General features: G+C 67.3%; 17 protein-coding genes. 6 read left to right on the top strand and 11 right to left on the bottom strand.

The window, feature by feature from the left end; genetic code table 11:
* Window positions 1-471: 471 nt before the first annotated feature.
* A complete protein-coding gene (amaB, locus tag ACQR0W_RS03790; protein WP_315752091.1) occupies window positions 472-2,022 on the top strand; it encodes an L-piperidine-6-carboxylate dehydrogenase in 1,551 nt (516 codons plus the stop codon).
* 76 nt (window positions 2,023-2,098) lie between these two features.
* Complete coding sequence (locus ACQR0W_RS03785) at window positions 2,099-2,299, top strand: DUF3606 domain-containing protein (protein ID WP_315715488.1); 201 nt, start codon at window positions 2,099-2,101, stop codon at window positions 2,297-2,299.
* Between the two features lie 2 nt (window positions 2,300-2,301).
* Here ACQR0W_RS03785 and ACQR0W_RS03780 read toward each other — a convergent pair whose 3' ends face one another.
* On the bottom strand, window positions 2,302-2,502 hold the full coding sequence (locus ACQR0W_RS03780; RefSeq protein ID WP_315715489.1) for a hypothetical protein: 201 nt from the start codon (window positions 2,500-2,502) through the stop codon (window positions 2,302-2,304).
* Between the two features lie 68 nt (window positions 2,503-2,570).
* Window positions 2,571-2,855, bottom strand: a complete 285-nt coding sequence (locus ACQR0W_RS03775) for a hypothetical protein (protein WP_315715490.1) — start codon at window positions 2,853-2,855, stop codon at window positions 2,571-2,573.
* Between the two features lie 170 nt (window positions 2,856-3,025).
* On the opposite strand from ACQR0W_RS03775, the gene pncA reads away from it, so the two are divergent.
* On the top strand, window positions 3,026-3,661 hold the full coding sequence (gene pncA, locus ACQR0W_RS03770) for a bifunctional nicotinamidase/pyrazinamidase (RefSeq protein WP_315752148.1): 636 nt from the start codon (window positions 3,026-3,028) through the stop codon (window positions 3,659-3,661).
* Between the two features lie 10 nt (window positions 3,662-3,671).
* On the opposite strand, the gene ACQR0W_RS03765 is transcribed toward pncA, so the two are convergent.
* The 9 genes from ACQR0W_RS03765 to ACQR0W_RS03725 all read right to left on the bottom strand — a co-directional run bounded on the left by ACQR0W_RS03765 (window position 3,672) and on the right by ACQR0W_RS03725 (window position 15,299).
* Window positions 3,672-5,225 (bottom strand): hydantoinase/oxoprolinase family protein, encoded by a 1,554-nt coding sequence (locus ACQR0W_RS03765; RefSeq protein WP_316171881.1) that lies wholly within the window; start codon window positions 5,223-5,225, stop codon window positions 3,672-3,674.
* A 2-nt stretch (window positions 5,226-5,227) separates the two neighbouring features.
* The gene (locus ACQR0W_RS03760; RefSeq protein ID WP_315828060.1) at window positions 5,228-6,331 is read right to left on the bottom strand and encodes a DUF917 domain-containing protein; all 1,104 of its coding nucleotides are present in this window, start codon (window positions 6,329-6,331) and stop codon (window positions 5,228-5,230) included.
* A gap of 78 nt (window positions 6,332-6,409) precedes the next feature.
* Complete coding sequence (locus ACQR0W_RS03755; protein WP_316171882.1) at window positions 6,410-7,498, bottom strand: ABC transporter ATP-binding protein; 1,089 nt, start codon at window positions 7,496-7,498, stop codon at window positions 6,410-6,412.
* Entirely contained in the window at window positions 7,495-8,559 is a 1,065-nt protein-coding gene (locus tag ACQR0W_RS03750) for an extracellular solute-binding protein (RefSeq protein ID WP_316171883.1), read from the bottom strand. The genes ACQR0W_RS03755 and ACQR0W_RS03750 overlap by 4 nt, the downstream gene beginning before the upstream one ends.
* Window positions 8,560-8,573: 14 nt before the next feature.
* Window positions 8,574-9,452: an ABC transporter permease gene (locus ACQR0W_RS03745; protein WP_316171884.1), complete on the bottom strand. Its 879-nt coding sequence runs from the start codon at window positions 9,450-9,452 to the stop codon at window positions 8,574-8,576.
* 8 nt (window positions 9,453-9,460) lie between these two features.
* Window positions 9,461-10,336 carry an ABC transporter permease gene (locus ACQR0W_RS03740; RefSeq protein WP_315715497.1) on the bottom strand — a complete coding sequence of 292 codons (876 nt, stop codon included), beginning with the start codon at window positions 10,334-10,336 and terminating at the stop codon, window positions 9,461-9,463.
* Window positions 10,336-11,118 (bottom strand): IclR family transcriptional regulator, encoded by a 783-nt coding sequence (locus ACQR0W_RS03735; RefSeq protein WP_316171885.1) that lies wholly within the window; start codon window positions 11,116-11,118, stop codon window positions 10,336-10,338. Before ACQR0W_RS03735 ends, ACQR0W_RS03740 begins: the two co-directional genes overlap by 1 nt.
* Before the next feature lie 153 nt (window positions 11,119-11,271).
* Complete coding sequence (locus ACQR0W_RS03730; RefSeq protein ID WP_315828065.1) at window positions 11,272-14,817, bottom strand: molybdopterin cofactor-binding domain-containing protein; 3,546 nt, start codon at window positions 14,815-14,817, stop codon at window positions 11,272-11,274.
* Entirely contained in the window at window positions 14,817-15,299 is a 483-nt protein-coding gene (locus ACQR0W_RS03725) for a (2Fe-2S)-binding protein (protein ID WP_315715500.1), read from the bottom strand. Before ACQR0W_RS03725 ends, ACQR0W_RS03730 begins: the two co-directional genes overlap by 1 nt.
* Window positions 15,300-15,584: 285 nt before the next feature.
* Between ACQR0W_RS03725 and ACQR0W_RS03720 the strand changes: the two genes are divergently transcribed.
* Genes ACQR0W_RS03720 through ACQR0W_RS03710 form a run of 3 tightly spaced genes read left to right on the top strand, consistent with a single transcriptional unit; the run spans window position 15,585 to window position 18,544 of the window.
* Window positions 15,585-17,036 carry a 6-hydroxynicotinate reductase gene (locus ACQR0W_RS03720; RefSeq protein WP_315715501.1) on the top strand — a complete coding sequence of 484 codons (1,452 nt, stop codon included), beginning with the start codon at window positions 15,585-15,587 and terminating at the stop codon, window positions 17,034-17,036.
* Entirely contained in the window at window positions 17,033-17,920 is an 888-nt protein-coding gene (locus ACQR0W_RS03715; RefSeq protein ID WP_316171886.1) for a UPF0280 family protein, read from the top strand. The genes ACQR0W_RS03720 and ACQR0W_RS03715 overlap by 4 nt, the downstream gene beginning before the upstream one ends.
* 39 nt (window positions 17,921-17,959) lie before the next feature.
* Window positions 17,960-18,544: an amino acid synthesis family protein gene (locus ACQR0W_RS03710; protein WP_315715503.1), complete on the top strand. Its 585-nt coding sequence runs from the start codon at window positions 17,960-17,962 to the stop codon at window positions 18,542-18,544.
* Window positions 18,545-18,561: the final 17 nt, after the last annotated feature.

Genomic DNA, 18,561 nt, shown 5'->3' with positions numbered 1-18,561 from the left:
TCCCGACCGAGAAAGACGCTAGGATGGAAAACTCCAGCAGAAGCGCTTGACGAGCTGCTGTCACGAATGAAAACACTTGGTGTTGCGACCACCGATTGAGCCCGCCGGATGTCTCGGCTGAACCTGTGGTTCCTGCCGCCTGCATTTTTTTCCGCAGGCGGGCCATGGGGGCGGCCAGCTCCCGGCATTCCCCGCGCCCTCGTGTTTCGCGAGGGATCGTCGATCCCATCAGCCCGGGCGCGTTGCGTCGCGGGATCTCGCCGATGCGCGCCAGAAGGCTGAGCCGGCGCGCGCGAAACAGAACGAGCGGGAGGACGCCTCCGTGCGCCGACGAGCCACCTGCCCAGTGGTCGTTTGCCCAGCGCGCGGGTGCTCGCGCCGCAGCCGGATTTGATCTACACGGGGGCGTTTACGATGGACCATTCATGACGTCTCGCGTGCACCGGTGCGTGGGACAATCCGGAGTTGCATATGTCGCCCAGCCAAGCATCGCCTCTGACACTCGTTGTCGAAACGGCCGAGATCCTGACCTCGCTCGGCGTCGCGCCGGAGCGGCTGCGCGGTGGGACGCGCGCCGCCCGTTCGCCCGTGACCGGCGAGGTGTTGGCCCATGTGCATGACGACAGCAGAGCCGATGCGACCGCGGTGATCGCGCGCGCGCATGCCGCGTTCTTGCAGTGGCGGCTCAAGCCGGCACCGAAGCGCGGCGAACTGGTGCGGCTGTTCGGCGAGGAGCTGCGCGCCCACAAGGCCGCGCTCGGCCGCCTGGTCTCGATCGAGGCCGGCAAGATCGTCTCCGAGGGGCTCGGCGAGGTCCAGGAGATGATCGACATCTGCGACTTCGCCGTCGGCCTGTCACGCCAGCTCTATGGCCTGACCATCGCCACCGAGCGCGCCGAGCACCGGATGATGGAGACCTGGCATCCCCTGGGGGTCACCGGCGTGATCTCCGCCTTCAACTTCCCCGTGGCGGTGTGGGCCTGGAATGCGGCGCTGGCGCTGGTGTGCGGCAACAGCGTCGTCTGGAAGCCGTCGGAGAAGACGCCGCTCACCGCGCTCGCGACCGACGCGCTGCTGGCGCGTGCGCTGCAGCGTTATCGCCGCGAGGGCGGCGAGGCGCCGGAGGGGCTCGCCGGCCTGCTGCTCGGCGGCCGCGCGGTCGGCGAGATGCTGGTCGACGATGCCAGGGTACCGCTGGTGTCGGCGACCGGATCGACCGCCATGGGGCGCGTCGTCGGCGCTTGTCTTGCCGGCCGCTTTGCCCGCGCGATCCTCGAGCTCGGCGGCAACAATGCCGCGATCGTCACGCCCACGGCCGACCTCGATCTCACCCTGCGCGCCGTGGCGTTCGCGGCGATGGGCACCGCGGGCCAGCGCTGCACCAGCCTGCGCCGCCTGTTCGTGCATGCCGACGTCTACACCCAGCTCGTGCCGCGGCTGAAGCAGGCCTACGCCTCGGTGGCGATCGGCAATCCGCTGGAGCAGGGCACCTTGATCGGCCCGCTGATCGATCGCGGCGCCTACGACGCCATGCAGGACGCGCTGAGCGCCGCGCGGGATCACGGCGGCCGCGTGTTCGGCGGCGAGCGCGTCGCGGTCGGCGGCTTTGCGGAGGCGTACTACGTGCGGCCGGCCCTGGTCGAGATCGAATCGCAATCCGGTCCGGTCGAGCGCGAGACGTTCGCGCCGATTCTCTATGTGATGCCGTATCGCGATCTCGATGCCGCGATCGAGCTGCACAATGCGGTGCCGCAGGGGCTGTCGTCGTCGATCTTCACCAATGATCTGCGCGAGGCCGAACTGTTCGTGTCGTCGCGCGGCTCCGATTGCGGCATCGCCAACGTCAATATCGGCCCCTCGGGCGCCGAGATCGGCGGCGCGTTCGGCGGCGAGAAGGAGACCGGCGGCGGCCGTGAGTCCGGCTCGGATTCATGGAAGGCCTATATGCGCCGGGCCACCAACACCGTGAACTACGGCCGCAGCCTGCCGCTGGCGCAGGGCGTCAAGTTCGACCTCGGCTGATCGATGCGATGGGGCTCTCTCATCGGCGGAACCGCTTCGCTGCGTCGTGCGTTGCGCGCTGATAAGGAGATGCACCATGGCAACGAAGAAGAAAGCCTCGACCGCAAAGTCAGCGCGCGGACGCAACCAGGATCGCGCCCGCGTCGCGGGTGGACAGGACCACGAAGTCCGCTACGAAGCCAAGAAGAGCGGCCGCTCGGCGTCCGCGGTGAAGAAGGCGGTCAAGAAGGTCGGCAACAGCCGCAAGAAAGTCGAGCGCAAGCTGACGCGCCAGTGACGTCAATGCTGCTTCGGCCGCTCCGGCGGCCGAAGCGATCCCCTCGCCCAGCGGAGCGCCTTGGGCGAGTGCAGCGGATCGGGCCCATCGCAGGTCGGACAAGCAAGCTCGCGGCGCCCGCCCTTGCCCTCGCGAACCGCGAGCGCACGGCCGCAGGTCGGGCATGGCTTGCGCAGCAGCCACGGGACCGGATGATTCGGCATGATTGCGTCTCCCGGTGGAGGCCTCAGGCTAGGGCATCTCGGGGTAGCTACGGAATCACTTATTTGAATCACGGCGGATATTCCGGCTCTCCGTGCCGTGAACAATCAGGGCAGGTGTCGCCGGTCGCGGCCAGGACGGCCTCGATCGCCGCGAGCGCGTCCGAACTACACAAGCCGCGTGGCGGATCGTCGCGTGCGATGCGAAGCGCCCGCGCCAGCGCATGCGGGTCGCCGCGCTCGCGCATCCAGCCGTGCTGTTCGCATTCGACGATCGCGCCGGCCTCGCGCAGGGTGGCGACCGCCCAGCGCTCGAGACGCTGGCTCGCGGAATGGTGTGTGACGGCAGTCTGCATCGGCCACGCTCTCCCGCCGGGAGAATCCATGAATCGGCGGGCGTTTCCAGGCCCGTCCTGCAGGGCAGGGATTCCAAAATGGAGGGGCTGGCTTGCCGCGGATTATTCGGCGGCCCGGCTTGAGATCGCCGCGGGCTGGGGCCATCCTTGATGGAGTTTGAGTGAAACGGATGCAGACCGGAATGCAGATCAGGGCCAACGAGGATTTGCTGCTCATCATCGATGTGCAGAACGATTTTTGTCCCGGCGGCGCGCTCGCCGTGGCCGACGGCGATGCCGTGGTGCCGGCGATCAACCGGCTGAGCGGGATGTTCGATCACGTCGTCCTGACCCAGGACTGGCACCCGGCGGGACACAGCTCGTTCGCCTCGAGCCACCCCGGCAAGGCGCCGTTCGAGAGCGTCACGATGCCCTACGGGCCGCAGACCTTGTGGCCGGACCACTGCATCCAGGGCACGCCGGGCGCCGCCTTCCATGCCGAGCTTGCGACCGACAAGGCGCAGCTCATCATCCGCAAGGGCTTTCGTGCCGCGATCGATTCCTACTCGGCGTTCTTCGAGAACGACAAGACCACGCCCACGGGCCTCGCCGGCTACCTGCGCGAGCGCGGCCTGAAGCGGGTTTTCCTGGTCGGTCTCGCCACCGATTTCTGCGTGCACTATTCGGCGGTCGATGCGCGGCGGCTCGGCTTCGCGGCCATCGTCATCGACAACGCCTGCCGCGGCATCGACCTCGGCGGCTCGATGGCGGCGGCCAAGGCGCAGGGCGCGGAGGCCGGGGTCGAGCGGATCGCCGAGCTGGCGTAGCGACGATGGACTACGCCGCCGCGCCGATGGTCGGCTCGGCGATGGCGCCGGCGACGCGGACGCGGACGCGCAGCGCGTTGCCGGGGAGGTAGGCGATCGGCATGTCCTCGACATCGACCGTCTTGAGCGTGTCGCGGTCGGCGCCGGCCTGCACCGCGCGCTCCTCGGCGATGGCCCGCGCCGCCGCGATGGCCTCGTCGCGGGTCAGGTCGCGGAAGACCTGGTCGGCCTCGCCGGAGACCTGGGCGATGGCGGCGCCGACCGCGTTGGCGCAGTCGCCATGGTCGACGCGCACGATGGTGGAGATGCCGGCAAGGCGCTCCGGCACCAGGAAGGCGCCGCCGCCCACCGCGAGCAGCGGCACGTCGCCGGCCTCGGTCTTCATGCGGTCGATGTCGCCCTCGAGCTTGCGGTGGGCGTCGGCGAGCGCGGCGTCGATCAGGCTTTTCGGCAGATGCGCGACGCGCGATCGGTCGCCGATGTCGATCAGCCCCACCGCGACCGCGATGTCGGTCGCGGTCAGGCGGTCGCCGCCAAACACCAGCGCGTCGGATGTCAGCCGGTATCCGACGCTGAGCGGGCCGACGCGGACCGGATCCTGCTCGACATGGCTGCCGCCGCCGAGCCCGATCGAGAGCAAATCGGGCATGCGGAACAGGGTGCGGACGCCACCGACCTCGACGACGGTGTTGGCCTCGCGCGGAAAGCCGTGGCGCAACTGGCCGATGTCGCTGGTGGTGCCGCCGACGTCGACGACCATGGCGTCGTCGAGGCCGGAGAGATACGCGGCGCCGCGCATCGAGTTGGTGGCGCCGGAGGCGAAGCTCATGACCGGGAAGGCGGTCGCGATCTCCGCCTGCATCACGGTGCCGTCGTTCTGCGTCAGGAACAGCGGCGCATCGATGCCGGACTCCGCGATCGCCTTGCGGAAGGCGGCGACCGTCGTGACCGCGAGGTCGTGGAGCGCGGCATTGAGCAGGGCGGCGTTCTCGCGCTCCAGCAGTCCGATGCGGCCGAGGTCGTGCGAGAGCGTGACGGCCACATCAGGGCAGATCTCGGCGAGGATTTCCCGCGCCGCGATCTCACAGCTCGGGTCGAGCGGCGAGAACGACGAGGCGACCGCGACCGCGCGCAGGCCCTTGGCCTTGATCGCGCGCGCGGCGGCTTTCAGGCCGCCGATGTCGAGCGGCATGAATGGGCGGCCATCATAATCGTGGCCGCCTTCGAGCATGAAGGTCTCGCCGCTGACCAGCGCGGCGAGATCGCCCGGCCAGTCGCAGAACGGCGGCAGCGAGGCGGAGGCGGGCATCCCGATGCGGATGGCGCCGATCTTCTGCAGGTGCCGCCGCTGCACCACCGCATTGATGAAATGCGTGGTGCCGATCACCACCGCGTCGACCGGCACGGCCGCCGCGGGATTTTCTCGCAGCGCCTTCAGCGCCGCGAGGATGCCGGAGGTGACGTCGGCGGTGGTCGCAGCCTTGACGGAGTGGACGACATGGTCGTCGGCAATCAGGACGGCGTCGGTGTTGGTGCCACCGACGTCAATGCCAATCCGCTTCATTCTCAGGGAGCTCCAGGGGTCGCAAACAGCGACCGGAAATCGAGGTCGTAACCGAAGGCGCGGGGGCCGACGAATTCGAGCCCGCGCGGGCTGGTCAATACGGCGGGCGCGGGCAGCGCGATCACGGTGACGCGCTGGCCGTAGCGCGCCGTCTCGGTGCCGATGCCGTGGCCGTTGACGCTGTCGAGCACGCAGATCAGGTCTGGCGACATCGCGATGGCTTCGCCATCGCGCCAAGCCACGATCCATTCGTTCTGGAACGACAGCTTGAGCCGGGTGCCGCGATCGTCGTCGCTGCCCTCCACGACGGCGCTGCCGCGCAGAAAGCCCTCGGTGGTGCGGCGCTCGACGTCGACGATCTTGCCGCTGAACAGCCGCTGGCCGCCCTCGCAATCGAGGATCGCCGCGATCGGATCCTGGTGGCTCCGGTTCGCTGCCTCGACCGCACGGCCGATCGCGATCGCCTTGGTGGTCGTGAAATGGATGCCCCAGTCCTTGACCTCGCGGCCCGTGCGCGGCGCCTTGCTGGTCGAGGCGATCGAGCCCATCTCGACGCAGATCTTGCGGCTGGCGCGCTCCATCCACTTCCAGCTCGGCACCTTGGTCACGACGGCCTCGATGCCGCGCGGATCGTAGAGCGTGCAGGGATAGGGCTTGAGGTCGCCGATCGCGACCGACGTCATCTGCGCCTCGGGAAAGGCGCGGCCCATGCAGTCGGCGTCGACCACGGGGATGTTCAGATGCGCCGCCGCCATCAGCGCCTGCATGCCGTTGCCGCCGCCGATCTCGACCGACATCACGGCGCGAAATGTGATGCCGTTGATCTCCTCCTGCATGCGCACCGCACGCGCGATGCTGCGGCTGTCGGCCAGCCGTTCCTGCCCGACCAAGGGGGCGCCCATGTTGGAGACCACCGCGACCCAGTCGTCGTCGGCGAGGTCGAGCGGCGATATCATCTGCACGCGACGCCCCTCCGCATAGAGCCGGCGCAGGTTGAGCAGGCCGAGATAGGGACTGCCGCCGCCGCCGGTGCCGAGGATCCAGGCGCCGACCGCGAGCGCCTCGATGTCGTCGAGGCTGATCGTCTTCATGCCGGCTGCGCTCACGGCACAAGCTCTTCGACGTCGCTCTGTGACTGCGGCGCACGGTACTGCTGCGGGAATAGGAATATAACGCTCACAATATCAATCCTCGAGAATGACGAGATCGGCCGGACGCCAGTCGAGCGTGACCGTTTGACCCGGCGCGTGGAGAGGACCAGCTCCGGAATTCGGCTGTTGCGCCAGCACGTGCTGTCCGCACTCCAGGGCGATGCGGTACAGCACCGCGCCGCCGAGGAAATTGGTGCTCTCGACTGTGCCGCGCGCGGACATGCCTGTCCGCTTGGCATCGGCCACCTCGGCTGGCGATACCGATATCTTCTCCGGCCGCAGCGCGACCGACAGAACCTCGGCCTCGGCTGCTGCAACTGTGTCCGCCAGGGCCAGCACCAGACCGTTGCCGACGGCTATCCCGACGCCATTGTCCAAGGTCACGCGCTGACCACGAAAAATGTTGGTGTCGCCGATGAAATCGGCAACGAAACGCGTCCGCGGCTGATCGTAGATCTCGAGCGGGGTGCCGATCTGCTCGACGCGGCCGGCGTTCATGACCGCGATGCGGTCCGACATGGCCAGCGCCTCCTCCTGGTCGTGGGTGACGAACACGAGGGTGAGGCCAAGCGTCTTCTGCAGCCGCTTGAGTTCGAACTGCATCTGCTGGCGCAATTTCTTGTCGAGCGCGCCGAGCGGCTCGTCGCAGAGCAGCACGCGCGGCGAGATGACGATGGCGCGGGCGAGCGCGACGCGCTGCTGCTGGCCGCCGGACAGTTGCGCCGGCCTGCGGTTCTCCAGGCCTCCGAGTTCAACCATCGCCAGCGCTGCCTTCACCTTCGCGGCAATCGTCGCCTTGTCGATCTTGCGCATGCGCAGGCCGAAGGCGACGTTCTCGGCCACGGTCCGGTGCGGGAACAGGGCGTAGTTCTGGAACACCATCGCCATGTCGCGCTTGTGCGCCGGCACGTGGGTGATGTCGGCGCCGTCGAGGCGGATCTCGCCGGCGCTTGGGCTGTCGAAGCCGGCGATCATGCGCAGGGTGGTGGTCTTGCCGCAGCCGGACGGGCCGAGCAGCGAAAAGAACTCGCCAGGCCTGATGTTCACGGCAACCGAGTCGACTGCGCGTACGCCGCCGTCATAGATCTTGCTGACCGCGGCGATCTCGATGGCAGCGCTCATGCGCGGAAGATCCGGTTGACCCGGCTGTCGATCTCGTCCTTCCGTGCGTTGTACCACTTCCAGTCGACCTGGATCAGCTTGCCGACCTTCTCCGGCGTCGTCAGCAGCTTGGCGTCATACTTGGAGTCGAGCTTGACCTTCTTGTTGGCCGGCGAATACCAGACGGTCTCAGCGAGGCGCTTTTGAACCTCGGGGCGCAGCATGTAGTTGATATAGGCGTTGGCGAGCTCCTTCACCTTGCTGCCGGGCGTGATGCTCAGCACTTGCTCGAGCGACAGCACGCCCTCGTTCGGCGTGACGAAGTCGACCGGCTGGTTCTGACCGTCGTAACGATAGATGCCGGAATCATGCAGGATGCCGAGGCCGACCTCACCGGACAGGATCAGCTTCTCCATCGCGCCGGTGAAGTCGACCAGCTTGATCGGCTTCAGCTTCTCCAGCGCTGCATAGGCGGCGTCGAGGTCGGTCTGGCCCTTGCCATACAGCGCGCCGCACATCATCACGAACGCCTGTCCAAGGCTATTGGCAGGGATCACATAGCCGCCGCGCGCGCCGTTGAATTTCGCACCCCAGTAGTCTTTCCACGACGTGACGCTCCCATAGCCCTTGTCGGTGCGCATGCCGAGCCCGATGGCGCTGGTGAAGATGCAGACGCCGACGATCTTGTCGCTGACGGCGTAAGGGTAGACGTCGGCAATGTTCGGAACCAGCTTGGGGTCGACCTTGGGCTCGACGAGACCCATCTCCACGGCCGCCCACTGCTCGTTGGAGTTGGTGTGCAGCACGTCGTAGATGGGAGCCGAGCGCGAACTCGCCTGCAGCTTCGGCAGGAATGGCAGCGCGGTGTCGGTCTTGAGCTTGCACTTGAACTCGCTTTCGAAGGCCGGGCCGATCTCGGCCTTCATCACGTCACCCCATTTGCCGCCCCAGCCGGTGACGTTGAGAACGGGCTCGTCCGCATGCGCGACAAAGGGAGCAGCGACAACGCCGGCGCCGAGCGACGCAGCCGCGGTCAGCAGGCGGCGGCGGCTCAGGGGAAAACGACGCGATGAGGCGGTCATGTCCGGGATCTCCCTTAGAGTTTGACGTAGGAGCGAAGACCTACGGTGCGGTCGAGCGCGATGACGACGATGAAGGCGAGCAGAATCGAGACCACCGAGGCCGCGCCGATGGTGCCGTCGAGATCGAACTTCAGATAGTTGAACAGCGTGATCGGCAAGGTCTCGCTGCCCGGCGCGACCAGGAACAGCGACACCGGAAACTGGTCGAACGAGACGATGAAAGCAAAGATCGCGCCTGCCAGAACGCCGGGCTTCACCAGCGGCAGCGTGATCTCGAAGAAGGTCCGGGTGGGGCTGGCGCCGAGATTCTGCGCGGCTTCCTCCAACCTGACATCGAAATTGTGCAGCACGGCGAGCGTGGTCCGCACCACGTAGGGAATCGTCACCAGCGTGTGACCAGCCACCAGCCCCCACACCGGGCGTCCGACGTCGAGCAGTACGTAGGACTGGAACAGCGCAAGACCGGTCAGGATCGCCGGCAGCATGAGCGGCGACAGCATGGTCGCCACGATCAGCCGGGAGCCGGGCAGGTTGCCGCGGGCGATCGCCAGCGCGGCCGAGGCGCCGAGCACGGTGGCCGCGACCGTGGTCATGGCCGCGACTTCGATGCTGAACAGCAGCGCGTGCATGAAGTCGCCCGAGGCGAAGAATTTCTCGAACCAGCGAAAGGAGATGCCGACTGGTGGAAACTGGATGAAAGGCGTCGGGTTGAGCGCGAACACGATCACGATCGCAATCGGCGCCAGCAGGAAGACGAGGATGGCGGTGTTGGCGGCGAGATAGAGCCTGCGGCCCCACCGGAGCGGCCGCGTCTTGCTGCGAAGGGCAGGTGTGGCTACCAGACCGATTGGCGCAGCGAGCGGCGGCCGCGATCCCGGAGCAAAGCTCGTCATCTGCGCCCTCATTGCAGCTCGCGCTGGCCCGAAACGAGGCCGAGCACGTGATTATACGCGATGACGAGCGAGAGCGAAATGATGAGCAGCACCATGCCGAGCGCAGCCGCGAAGCCGACGTTGAAGTTGGCGGAGATCTGCTGGTAGATCAGGATCGGCAAGGTCATGACCTGGAAGCCGCCGAGCAGGATCGGGGTGACATAGGCGCTGATCGCGAGCGCGAAGACGAGCAGCGAGCCGGCGAGGATGCCGGGCAGGCTGAGCGGCAGGGTGACCTCGAGAAATGCGCGCCATGGGCTGGCGCCGAGATTCTCCGCCGCCTGCTCCAGCCGCTCGTCGATGCGGCCGATCACGCCGGTGAGCGTCAGCACCATGAAAGGCACATAGATGTGGACCAGGCCGATGATGATGCCGGTCTCATTGTACATCAGCTGCAACGGCCTTGTGACCAGCCCGAGCGAGGCCAGGATCTGGTTGATGACACCCTTGTCGGACAGCAGCGTCATCCAGGCGAAGGTACGCACCACGATGCCGGTCAGCATCGGCGCCAGCACGGCCATCAGCAGCAGCGCATGGCCGGTGCGGCTCTTGATCCGCGCCATCCAATGCGCGAGCGGGTAGCCGATCACGAGCGCGGCGAGCGTCGTCCAGAGGCCGATCCGGATCGTGGTCCAGATCACCTCAAGATAGTAGCCGTCATCGCCCATGCGGGCATAGTGCCTGGCTGTGAGGGCGACGTTCGGCATGACCACGGGGTTGCCGGTCAGGACGCTCATCACCGCCATCAATCCGATCGGCAGAAAGAAGAACAACGCAAACAGCAGCGCGCTCGGCAGGATCAACAGCGCCAGGCTGTTGACGCGCGGCGCGCTGCTGCTCGTCATCAGGAGGCCAGTCCGGCCAATTGCTCGATGGTCTGGCCGAGCGGATCGCCGGTCATGCGCCGCAGCTTTGCGGCCATGCTGCCGAGCTCGCGGCGGACATTGGCACGCTCGATCTCGGTGGTGGCCTGGACCGAGTAGGAGACGGCGATGCCGATCAGCTCACCGCTCTCGCCGCTCGTCAGCGCAAAGCCCTGCGAGCCGACGCCCTCGATGGCCTCGTCGGCGGCGTCCGAGATGCCGGTCCGGCGGATCTCGTTCAGCCGCGCCATCAGCTCGGTGAAGTTCTGCGGCGAGTTGGCCGGGACCTTCGGGTAGTCGAGCGGCACGCGCGCCCGGATCTCCTGGTCTGTCAGACGCGCCAGCATGGCGCGGCCGTTCGAGGTGATGATGGCCGGCGTGCGCTGGCCCGGCGGGTTGACGACGCGCAGCGGGTTGGAGCCGGGCACGATGCGCAGCACCACCTGCTGATAGCCGTCGAGCACGGCGATGTAGCCGGTGTGGCCGGTGCGCGCGCAGACATCGCGCAGCTCGCGCTCGCCGGTGGCGATCAGGTCGTCATGGGCCCGGTGCAGCCGCCCGAGCTCGAAGGTGAGCAGGCCCGGCCGGTAGCGGCGGCTGTGCGGATCCTGCTCGAGCAGGCCGCAATCGCGCAGCGAGCGGAGCAGGCGGGAGGTCGAGCTTTTCGGCTTGCCGGTCAGGACCTGGACGTCGGCAAAGGAGAGGTCGGGCCGCGCGGTCGAGAAACAGCGCAGGATGTCGATGGCGTTAGTCAGAGCGCTCATGATGATACCGTTTGTTCCATTTTTTGGAACGTAGTCCCAAATTCTAGAAGCGGCAGACCGTCTGCCGCAAGGCGAAATTACTGGCAACGAGGTGCCCGAATGCGCGTCAGGGTGGTGGTCGGGGCGCCGGGCGCAGACGGAGCATGCTCAGCCTCACTGCGCCACGGTGGATCTGATGCGACCGACGGCGGCGTCGACGCCCGTCCAGGCCGGCTTGTCCGGAGCAAACTGCTGACGAAGATAGGCGACGAGTTCGGCGATCTGGACGTCACTGAGATGGTCCTTGAACGCCGGCATGTAGCCGAGATCGGACGAGACCGGCTTCATGATCCCGTGCAGGATCACCTGGATCAGATTGTCGGGTGTGGCGCTGTGCAGGTTGCTGTTCAGCGCCAGCGAGGGCCGACTGCCGAACAGCGGCAGGCCGCCCACCTCGTGACAGACCGCGCAGGCGCCGAGATAGAGCCGTGCCGCCGGAGACGCCGTCGAGGTCGCCTTGGTGCGCGCTTCCAACTCCGCGGCCATCGCCTCCAGCTTCGCTGCCTCGGGCGAGGGCGTCTGGAACGAGGCGAGATAGATCGCCATGGCCCGAATGTCCGCGTCGGGCAGCGTCGCGAGATCCTTCACGATCGGCGCCATCGGACCGGCCGCGACACCATGGAAGCGCGATTGCCCCGAGCGCAGATAAGTGTAGAGCTCGTCCTCGGTCCACGGGATCGGGGCAGTCGAGAGCGCGGTCAGCGCAGGGGCTTCCCAGCCATCGGCGAAGCCGCCAGCCAGATGTGCGTTGCGCTGCTCGGCGCCGAGCGCGTTGCGCGGCGAGTGACAGGCGCTGCAATGGCCGAGGCTTTCGACGAGATAGAAGCCGCGATTCCACTGCTCCGATTGTGTCGGATCGGGCCGGAACGGCTGCGTGTCGTGAAACAGAGCGTTCCATCCGGCGACCAGCGGCCGCAGGTTGAATGGGAAGCGCAGCGCGTTGTCAGGCGCCTGCTGTCTCACTGGCGCCTGTGCCATCAGGTAGGCGTAGAGCGCCTGCAGGTCGGCATCATCGGTTCGCGCGAAATGCGTGTAGGGAAACGCCGGATAGAGCTGCCGGCCGTCGCGATGCACGCCCTCGCGCATCGCGCGCTCGAAGGCGGGATAGGACCAGGCGCCGATGCCAGTCTCGACGTCGGGCGTGATGTTGGTGCTGAACAGCGTGCCGAACGGCGTCTCCAGTGCGCGGCCGCCGGCATTGATCAGGCCGCCATCCGCGGTATGGCAGACAGCGCAATTGCCGAGCGCCGCGAGCGCCTCGCCTCGCGCGATCGTCGCTGCGGAATAGACCGAGGGATCGGGGCGCGTGATCGGCGCGATGGCGCGCCAGGGCAACACGGCGGTGGCGACGCCGATCGCCGCGGCGCAGGCCGCGACGGCGGTGGCGATCACGCCGCCCCGCTTGGCAAAGGGCTTGGGCCACGTGGTCGCCGGTCTTTCGGGGGCGGGCAGCGACTGCGGCGCCGGCGTCTCCGCCCGTTCGCCGCGCAGGCCTTTCAGGATGCGCTCCGGCGTGAATGGCGGCTCGCGGAAGCGGACGCCGGTGGCGTCGTAGATCGCATTGGCGATCGCGGCGGCGCTGGGCACGGACGCGGACTCGCCGACGCCGAGCGGCGGCTGATCCGGCCGCGGCAGCATCAGCACGTCGATCTCAGGCACGTCGGGGAAGGTGATGATCGGATAGGCGCCCCATTCCCGTGCCGCGACCTTGCCGCGCGTGAAGGGAATCTCCTCCATCAGCGCACGGCTGGTGGATTGGATGACGTTGCCTTCGATCTGGTGGCGTACCCCGTCGGGATTGATCATCAGGCCGGAGTCCTGGCCTGCAATGACCCGCGTGACGCTGACATCGCCGGTGGTCGTATTCACGGCGACGTCGGCGATCCACGCCGACCATGCCGCGCCGTAGCCGGGAAACTTGCTGTGGACGTAGAGCGCGTAGGCGAAGCCGCGGCCATGGACGACGCCGTTCTCAGGCGTCTTCTCCTCCCGCACGGGGCGCGGCGTCCAGCCGGCGCGCTCGGCCACGGCGTTCACGAGATCACGTGCGCGCTCGTCCTTCAGATAGCGCAGCCGGTATTCGATCGGGTCGACGCCGGCCTCGGCGGCGAGCTCGTCGATGTAGGACTCGTGCGCGAAGGTGTTGGGCAGCGCCGAGACACCGCGGATCCAGGACGCACGCACGATCGGCGGCATGTCATGCGCCGTGACGCGCATGTGCTCATAGTCGTAAGGCGGGATCGCGGTGCGGTCGCCCATCTCGAACACCGCAGGCTCCGGTCCGATGCGCCCGGTCAGCAGCAGCGCCAGCGTCGGCGCGCCGTTCGAGGGATAGCGCGTGGCGAACTCATAGGCCGCGACCGAGCCGTCGGCATTGAGGCCGCCATTGACGTCCATCAGCTGCGCGGTGCCCTTGGGCTCCCACAGATGCTCCTGCTCGCGCGACAATTGCACCCGCACCGGGCGGCCGACCGCACGCGACAGCAGCAGCGCATCGGCCGTGACGTCGTCAGCGCAGTTGCGGCCGTAGCAGCCGGCGGCCTCGAGGCGGATCAGCTCGATCTGGTGTTCGGGGCAGTCGATCAGCTTGGCGAGATCGCCGCGCAGGATGTGCGGATTCTGCGTGCCGGAATAAATGCGGATCTGCCCGTCGCGATAGTCGGCGACAGCGCACGACGGCCCGATCGAGCCGTGCATCTGGTAGGGCCAGAGATAGGTCCTCCGCATCGGCTTGGCGGCGCCGGCGATGGCGGCATCGACATCGCCCTTGTCGAGCAGCCGGCGCGGCTCGGACGGATTGGCCCGCAGTGCGTTCTCGACATCGTCGAGGTCGCGCAGGGTCGGCACCGGCTTCCATTTCACCTCGAGGCGCTCGGCGGCACGGATCGCATTCTCCTCGCGCTCGGCGACGACGCCGATGAAGTCGCCGATGACGACGACGTCGACCAGGCCAGGGACATCGCGCACTGACTCCCTATCGACGCCAAGAAGGCTGGTCCCGATGAAGGGGCCGGCATCGACGCCGGCATAGGGCGGACGCACGACGCGGCCGTGTAGCATGCCGGGGACGCGAACGTCATGCACGTAAGTGAGCTCACCGGTCGCCTTCGCCGGCAGGTCGACGCGCGGCACCGAGCGGCCGACGACCTGATAGTCGTTCACCGACTTGACGAGGATATCGTCGGCGAGCTCGAGGCGGATCGTCTCATCGCCGATCAGCTCGCCATAGCTGAGGACGCGGTTGTTGGGCCCGCGGACCAGTCCGTCCTCGACCGTCAAGTCCTGAACGTCGAGGTCGAGCTGCGTCGCCGCCCGCGCCAAGAGGAAGGCGCGCGCCTGCGCCGCCGCCTTGCGCAGGGGTACGGCGGTGATCTGAATTGTCTCGCTGGCGATGGTCGCGCCCTGGTTCGGCACGACCGCGGTGTCCCCGAGCACGACCACGACCCGAGCGAAGGAGACGTCGAGCTCTTCTGCGACGATCTGTCCCAGCGCGGTGCGGATGCCGGTGCCGAGATCGACATGGCCGTTGAAGGCGGAGACCTCGCCTGCCGCCGTGATCCGGATGAAGGTTTCGAACTGGCCATCGTTGCCGGCGATGGGACGTTCGACAACCAGCCAGCCGCGAGGCGTGTCGGCGTTCTTGGTGAGGCGATCGTTCATCAGTCCAGCGCCTCGAGCGTGTGGCCGGCCGCGCGCATCGCCGCGCGGAGGATTTCGACATGCGCACCGCAGCGGCAGAGATTGTAGCGCAGCGCCTGCTTGATCTCGTCGGGTGACGGATCGGGCTTGATCGCCAGCAGCGCCTTGGTCGTCATGATCATGCCGTTGAGGCAGTAGCCGCATTGCGCGGCCTGCTCGGCGATGAAGGCCTGCTGCACCGGATCGGGCGCCTCGCGCGAGCCCAGTCCTTCCAGCGTGGTGACGTCGCGGCCGATGCAGCCTTCCACCGGAATGACGCAGGAGCGGGCGGCGCGGCCGTCGATCAGTACGGTGCAGGCGCCGCATTCCCCCAGGCCGCAGCCGTATTTCGGACCGTTCAGAGCGAGGTCGTTGCGCAGCACATGGAGCAGGGGCGTGTCCGGCGCGGCCGCGACGTCATGCGTCCGTCCGTTCACGGTCAGCCGAATCGTTGCTGGCGTCATGCCCTTCTGTCGTCCGCTATGCTATCGTTAACGAGGATGCGATAGTGATCGCTCCGAGCGTATCGTTTGTATACTAACATGCAAGTGGCACGTATTGCGCTGCAGCGTATGCACGATTTGTCGTCATTGTGCAGGGCAAACTGATCGTTTATCCGGCAATCGTGCTTTTCGTTCGCGGTGGCGCTTGACAGTCGGCGGAGGGGCGCGACATCATTCGTATACGAACGAATTGCCGCGGCGCGTGGATGGCTGCCGCCAACTCCGCTTCAAGATGGGCTTCTCTGCATGGTGACTGAGACGGCGAGCGACGGTGCAGGGGACAAGATCCGCTGCGATGCCTGCCCGGTGATGTGCTACATCAAGCCGGGCGCGGCAGGCGCCTGCGACCGCTATGCCAATCAGGACGGTGTGCTGGTGCGCGTCGATCCGCATATCCTGCTGGAGCGCACGGTGTCGCATGGCGGCAAGCTGGTGCCGTTCCAGGCGAGCGGCGACTGGGACGGCAAGATCGTGCATCAGCCGGAGCTGTTCGTCACCGCGATCGGCGCCGGCACCACTTATCCCGACTACAAGCCGGCGCCGTTCATCGTGTCATCGGTCGTTGATGGCGTCGACATGGTCACGGTCGTGACCGAGGGCATCTTCAGCTATTGCGGCGTCAAGGTGAAGATCGACACCGACCGCTATCTCGGCCCGGAAGCGGCGACGGTGCGCGTCGACGGCGAAGCGGTCGGTCACGTCACGACCAGCGAATACGGCTCGCAGATGTTGTCGCTCGGCGGCGTGCATCATCTCACGGGCGGCTCCAAGAAGGAGGGGCGTGTCACCTGTGACGCGCTGATGGACCTCAGCAACCGCAAGGCCGTGGAACTCGTGGTTGACGGCGGCTCCAGCGTGATCGTGCAGGCGGGGCAGCCCCCGATCGTCAACGGCGTCAAGGAAGAGCGCATGCGCGTCGGCTGCGGCTCGGCCACGATCGGCATGTTCGCCAAGCAATGGCAGGGCAAGGTCGACGAGGTCGTCGTGGTCGATGATCACATCACCGGCGTGCTGTCAGAGCACCAGGCCGGCAAGCTGCTCGACATTCCCGCGACAGGCATCAAGATGAAGGGGCGACGCTCGACGCCGGGCCGCTACTTCCAGGTGGCGCAGCCCGGAACCGGCTGGGGCGGCACCGACATCTCCGATCCGCTGTCGATCCTCGGGCCATTCGATCCCAAGACGGCGAAGCCGGGAACGACGCTGCTGATGGTGTCCACGACGGGCGAGCATGCCGGATACTACGTGCTCGACGAGACGCTCAGGCCGGTGCAGCGCGAGATGCCGCCGGAGCTGCAGTTCTCGGTCGAGCGCATCCAGGAGAACTGCGAGCCGGCGCTGTGCACCGTGCTGTTCATGGCCGGTGCCGGCGGCTCGCTGCGCGCCGGCGTCACCGACAATCCGGTGCGGCTGACGCGTTCGGTCAAGGATACGCTGACGCGGGTGACGAGCGGCGGTGCGCCGGTCTATGTCTGGCCGGGCGGCGGCATCACCTATATGGTCGACGTGACCCAGATGCCGGCCGGCGCCTTCGGCTATGTGCCGACGCCGGCGATCGTCGCGCCGATCGAGTTTACGCTGAGGCTATCGGATTATGCGGCGCTCGGCGGGCACATGGATTACGTCCAGCCGCTCGCTTCGCTCAAGGATGTCAGCAAGGACATTCGCCAACTGCCGTGGCCGAGGCCGGGTGCATGACCCGGCAGCCACAGATCGCCTTGTTGCCCGACCGGCGGCTGCATCTGCAGGACGGCCCGATCGATCTGATCATCGGCGCCGACGCGGTCGATGGTGATATCCGCGCGGCCTATCGGGCGGCGGTCGAGCGTTTCACGGGTCTCTTGGACGAGCTGTGTGTGGAACTGTCCGATCTGCGCAGGGGCGCCGATCACGATCGATGCCCATTGAAAGGTGTCGTCGCGCGGCGGATGCATGCGGCCGTGTCGCCGTTCGCCCGCGAAATGTTCATCACGCCGATGGCCGCGGTTGCCGGGAGCGTGGCCGAGGAGATCCTCGGCGCCATGCGCGGCGCGACGAATCTGACGCGGGCCTATGTCAACAATGGCGGTGACATCGCACTCCATCTGCGGGATGCCGCCACCTTCAGCGTCGGGCTGATGGACCGTCCCGACGGCGCAGGTGTGATGCGCAGGATGACGCTTCGTGCTGCCGATGCGATCGGCGGCGTCGCCACGTCGGGCCGCCACGGCCGCAGTTTCTCGCTGGGCATTGCCGACGCGGTGACGGTACTCGCGCGCAGCGCGGCGCAGGCGGATGCGGCGGCGACGGTGATCGGCAACGCGGTCGATCTTCCGGGTCATCCGGCCGTGCTTCGCCGACCCGCCTGCGAGTTGCAACCGGAGACCGATCTCGGTGATCGCCTCGTCACATGCGAGGTCGGAGAGCTCCGTGATGTCGAGGTTGCCGAAGCGCTGGCCGCGGGCGAGCATCGTGGGCAGTCGCTGCTGTCGGCCGGTCTGATCGAAGGCGCCGTTCTGCAGCTTCGCGGCAACATTCGCGTTGTCGGTCCGCGCGCGATCGAGATCGTTCGTCGGCCGCAGTTGCGAGCGGCGGCGGCGTGAGGTTTGATGCATGATGTGCAGGAACACGAAGGATCATCGATGAGCGCCGTCATCAGAAAGATCGTGACCGTGGTCGAGGAAGTCCATCAGGAGATGGGCCGGTCCGTCTCGCCGCCGACGCGGCGGGCTGCGGCAGTGGCGGTGATCGAGAATCCGTTTGCCGGCCGCTATGTCGAGGACCTGTCGCCTCTGATTGCGATCGGCGAGGAGCTGGGCGAGATGCTGGCCAAGCGCGCCGTGGCCGCGCTCGGCATCGAAGGGCCGGCCGCGCACAGCTACGGCAAGGCGGCCGCCGTCGGCAGCGACGGCGAGCTGGAGCATGCGGCCGCGATCCTGCATCCGAAAATGGGCGCGCCGGTGCGCAAGGTACTCGGCAAGGGCGCGGCGCTGATCCCGTCGTCGAAGAAGCGCGGCGGCGTCGGCTGCACGCTCGACATTCCGCTCGGCCATAAAGATGCGGCCTTCGTGCGCAGTCATTTCGATGGCATGGAGGTGCAGATCAACGACGCGCCGCGCGCCAATGAGATCATGGTCGCGCTCGCGGTCACCGACAGCGGCCGTCCGCTGCCGCGCGTCGGCGGGCTCACGGTCGCCGAGATCAAGGGCGAGGACGGTCTACGGTAATTCGACTCAACATGGAG

It is taken from the genome of Bradyrhizobium sp. HKCCYLRH1034 (genome assembly GCF_051168375.1).
Lineage (GTDB): Bacteria > Pseudomonadota > Alphaproteobacteria > Rhizobiales > Xanthobacteraceae > Bradyrhizobium.
The sequence above is the reverse complement of the archived record's forward strand: the minus strand, read 5'-3'. Positions and strand labels throughout refer to the sequence as shown.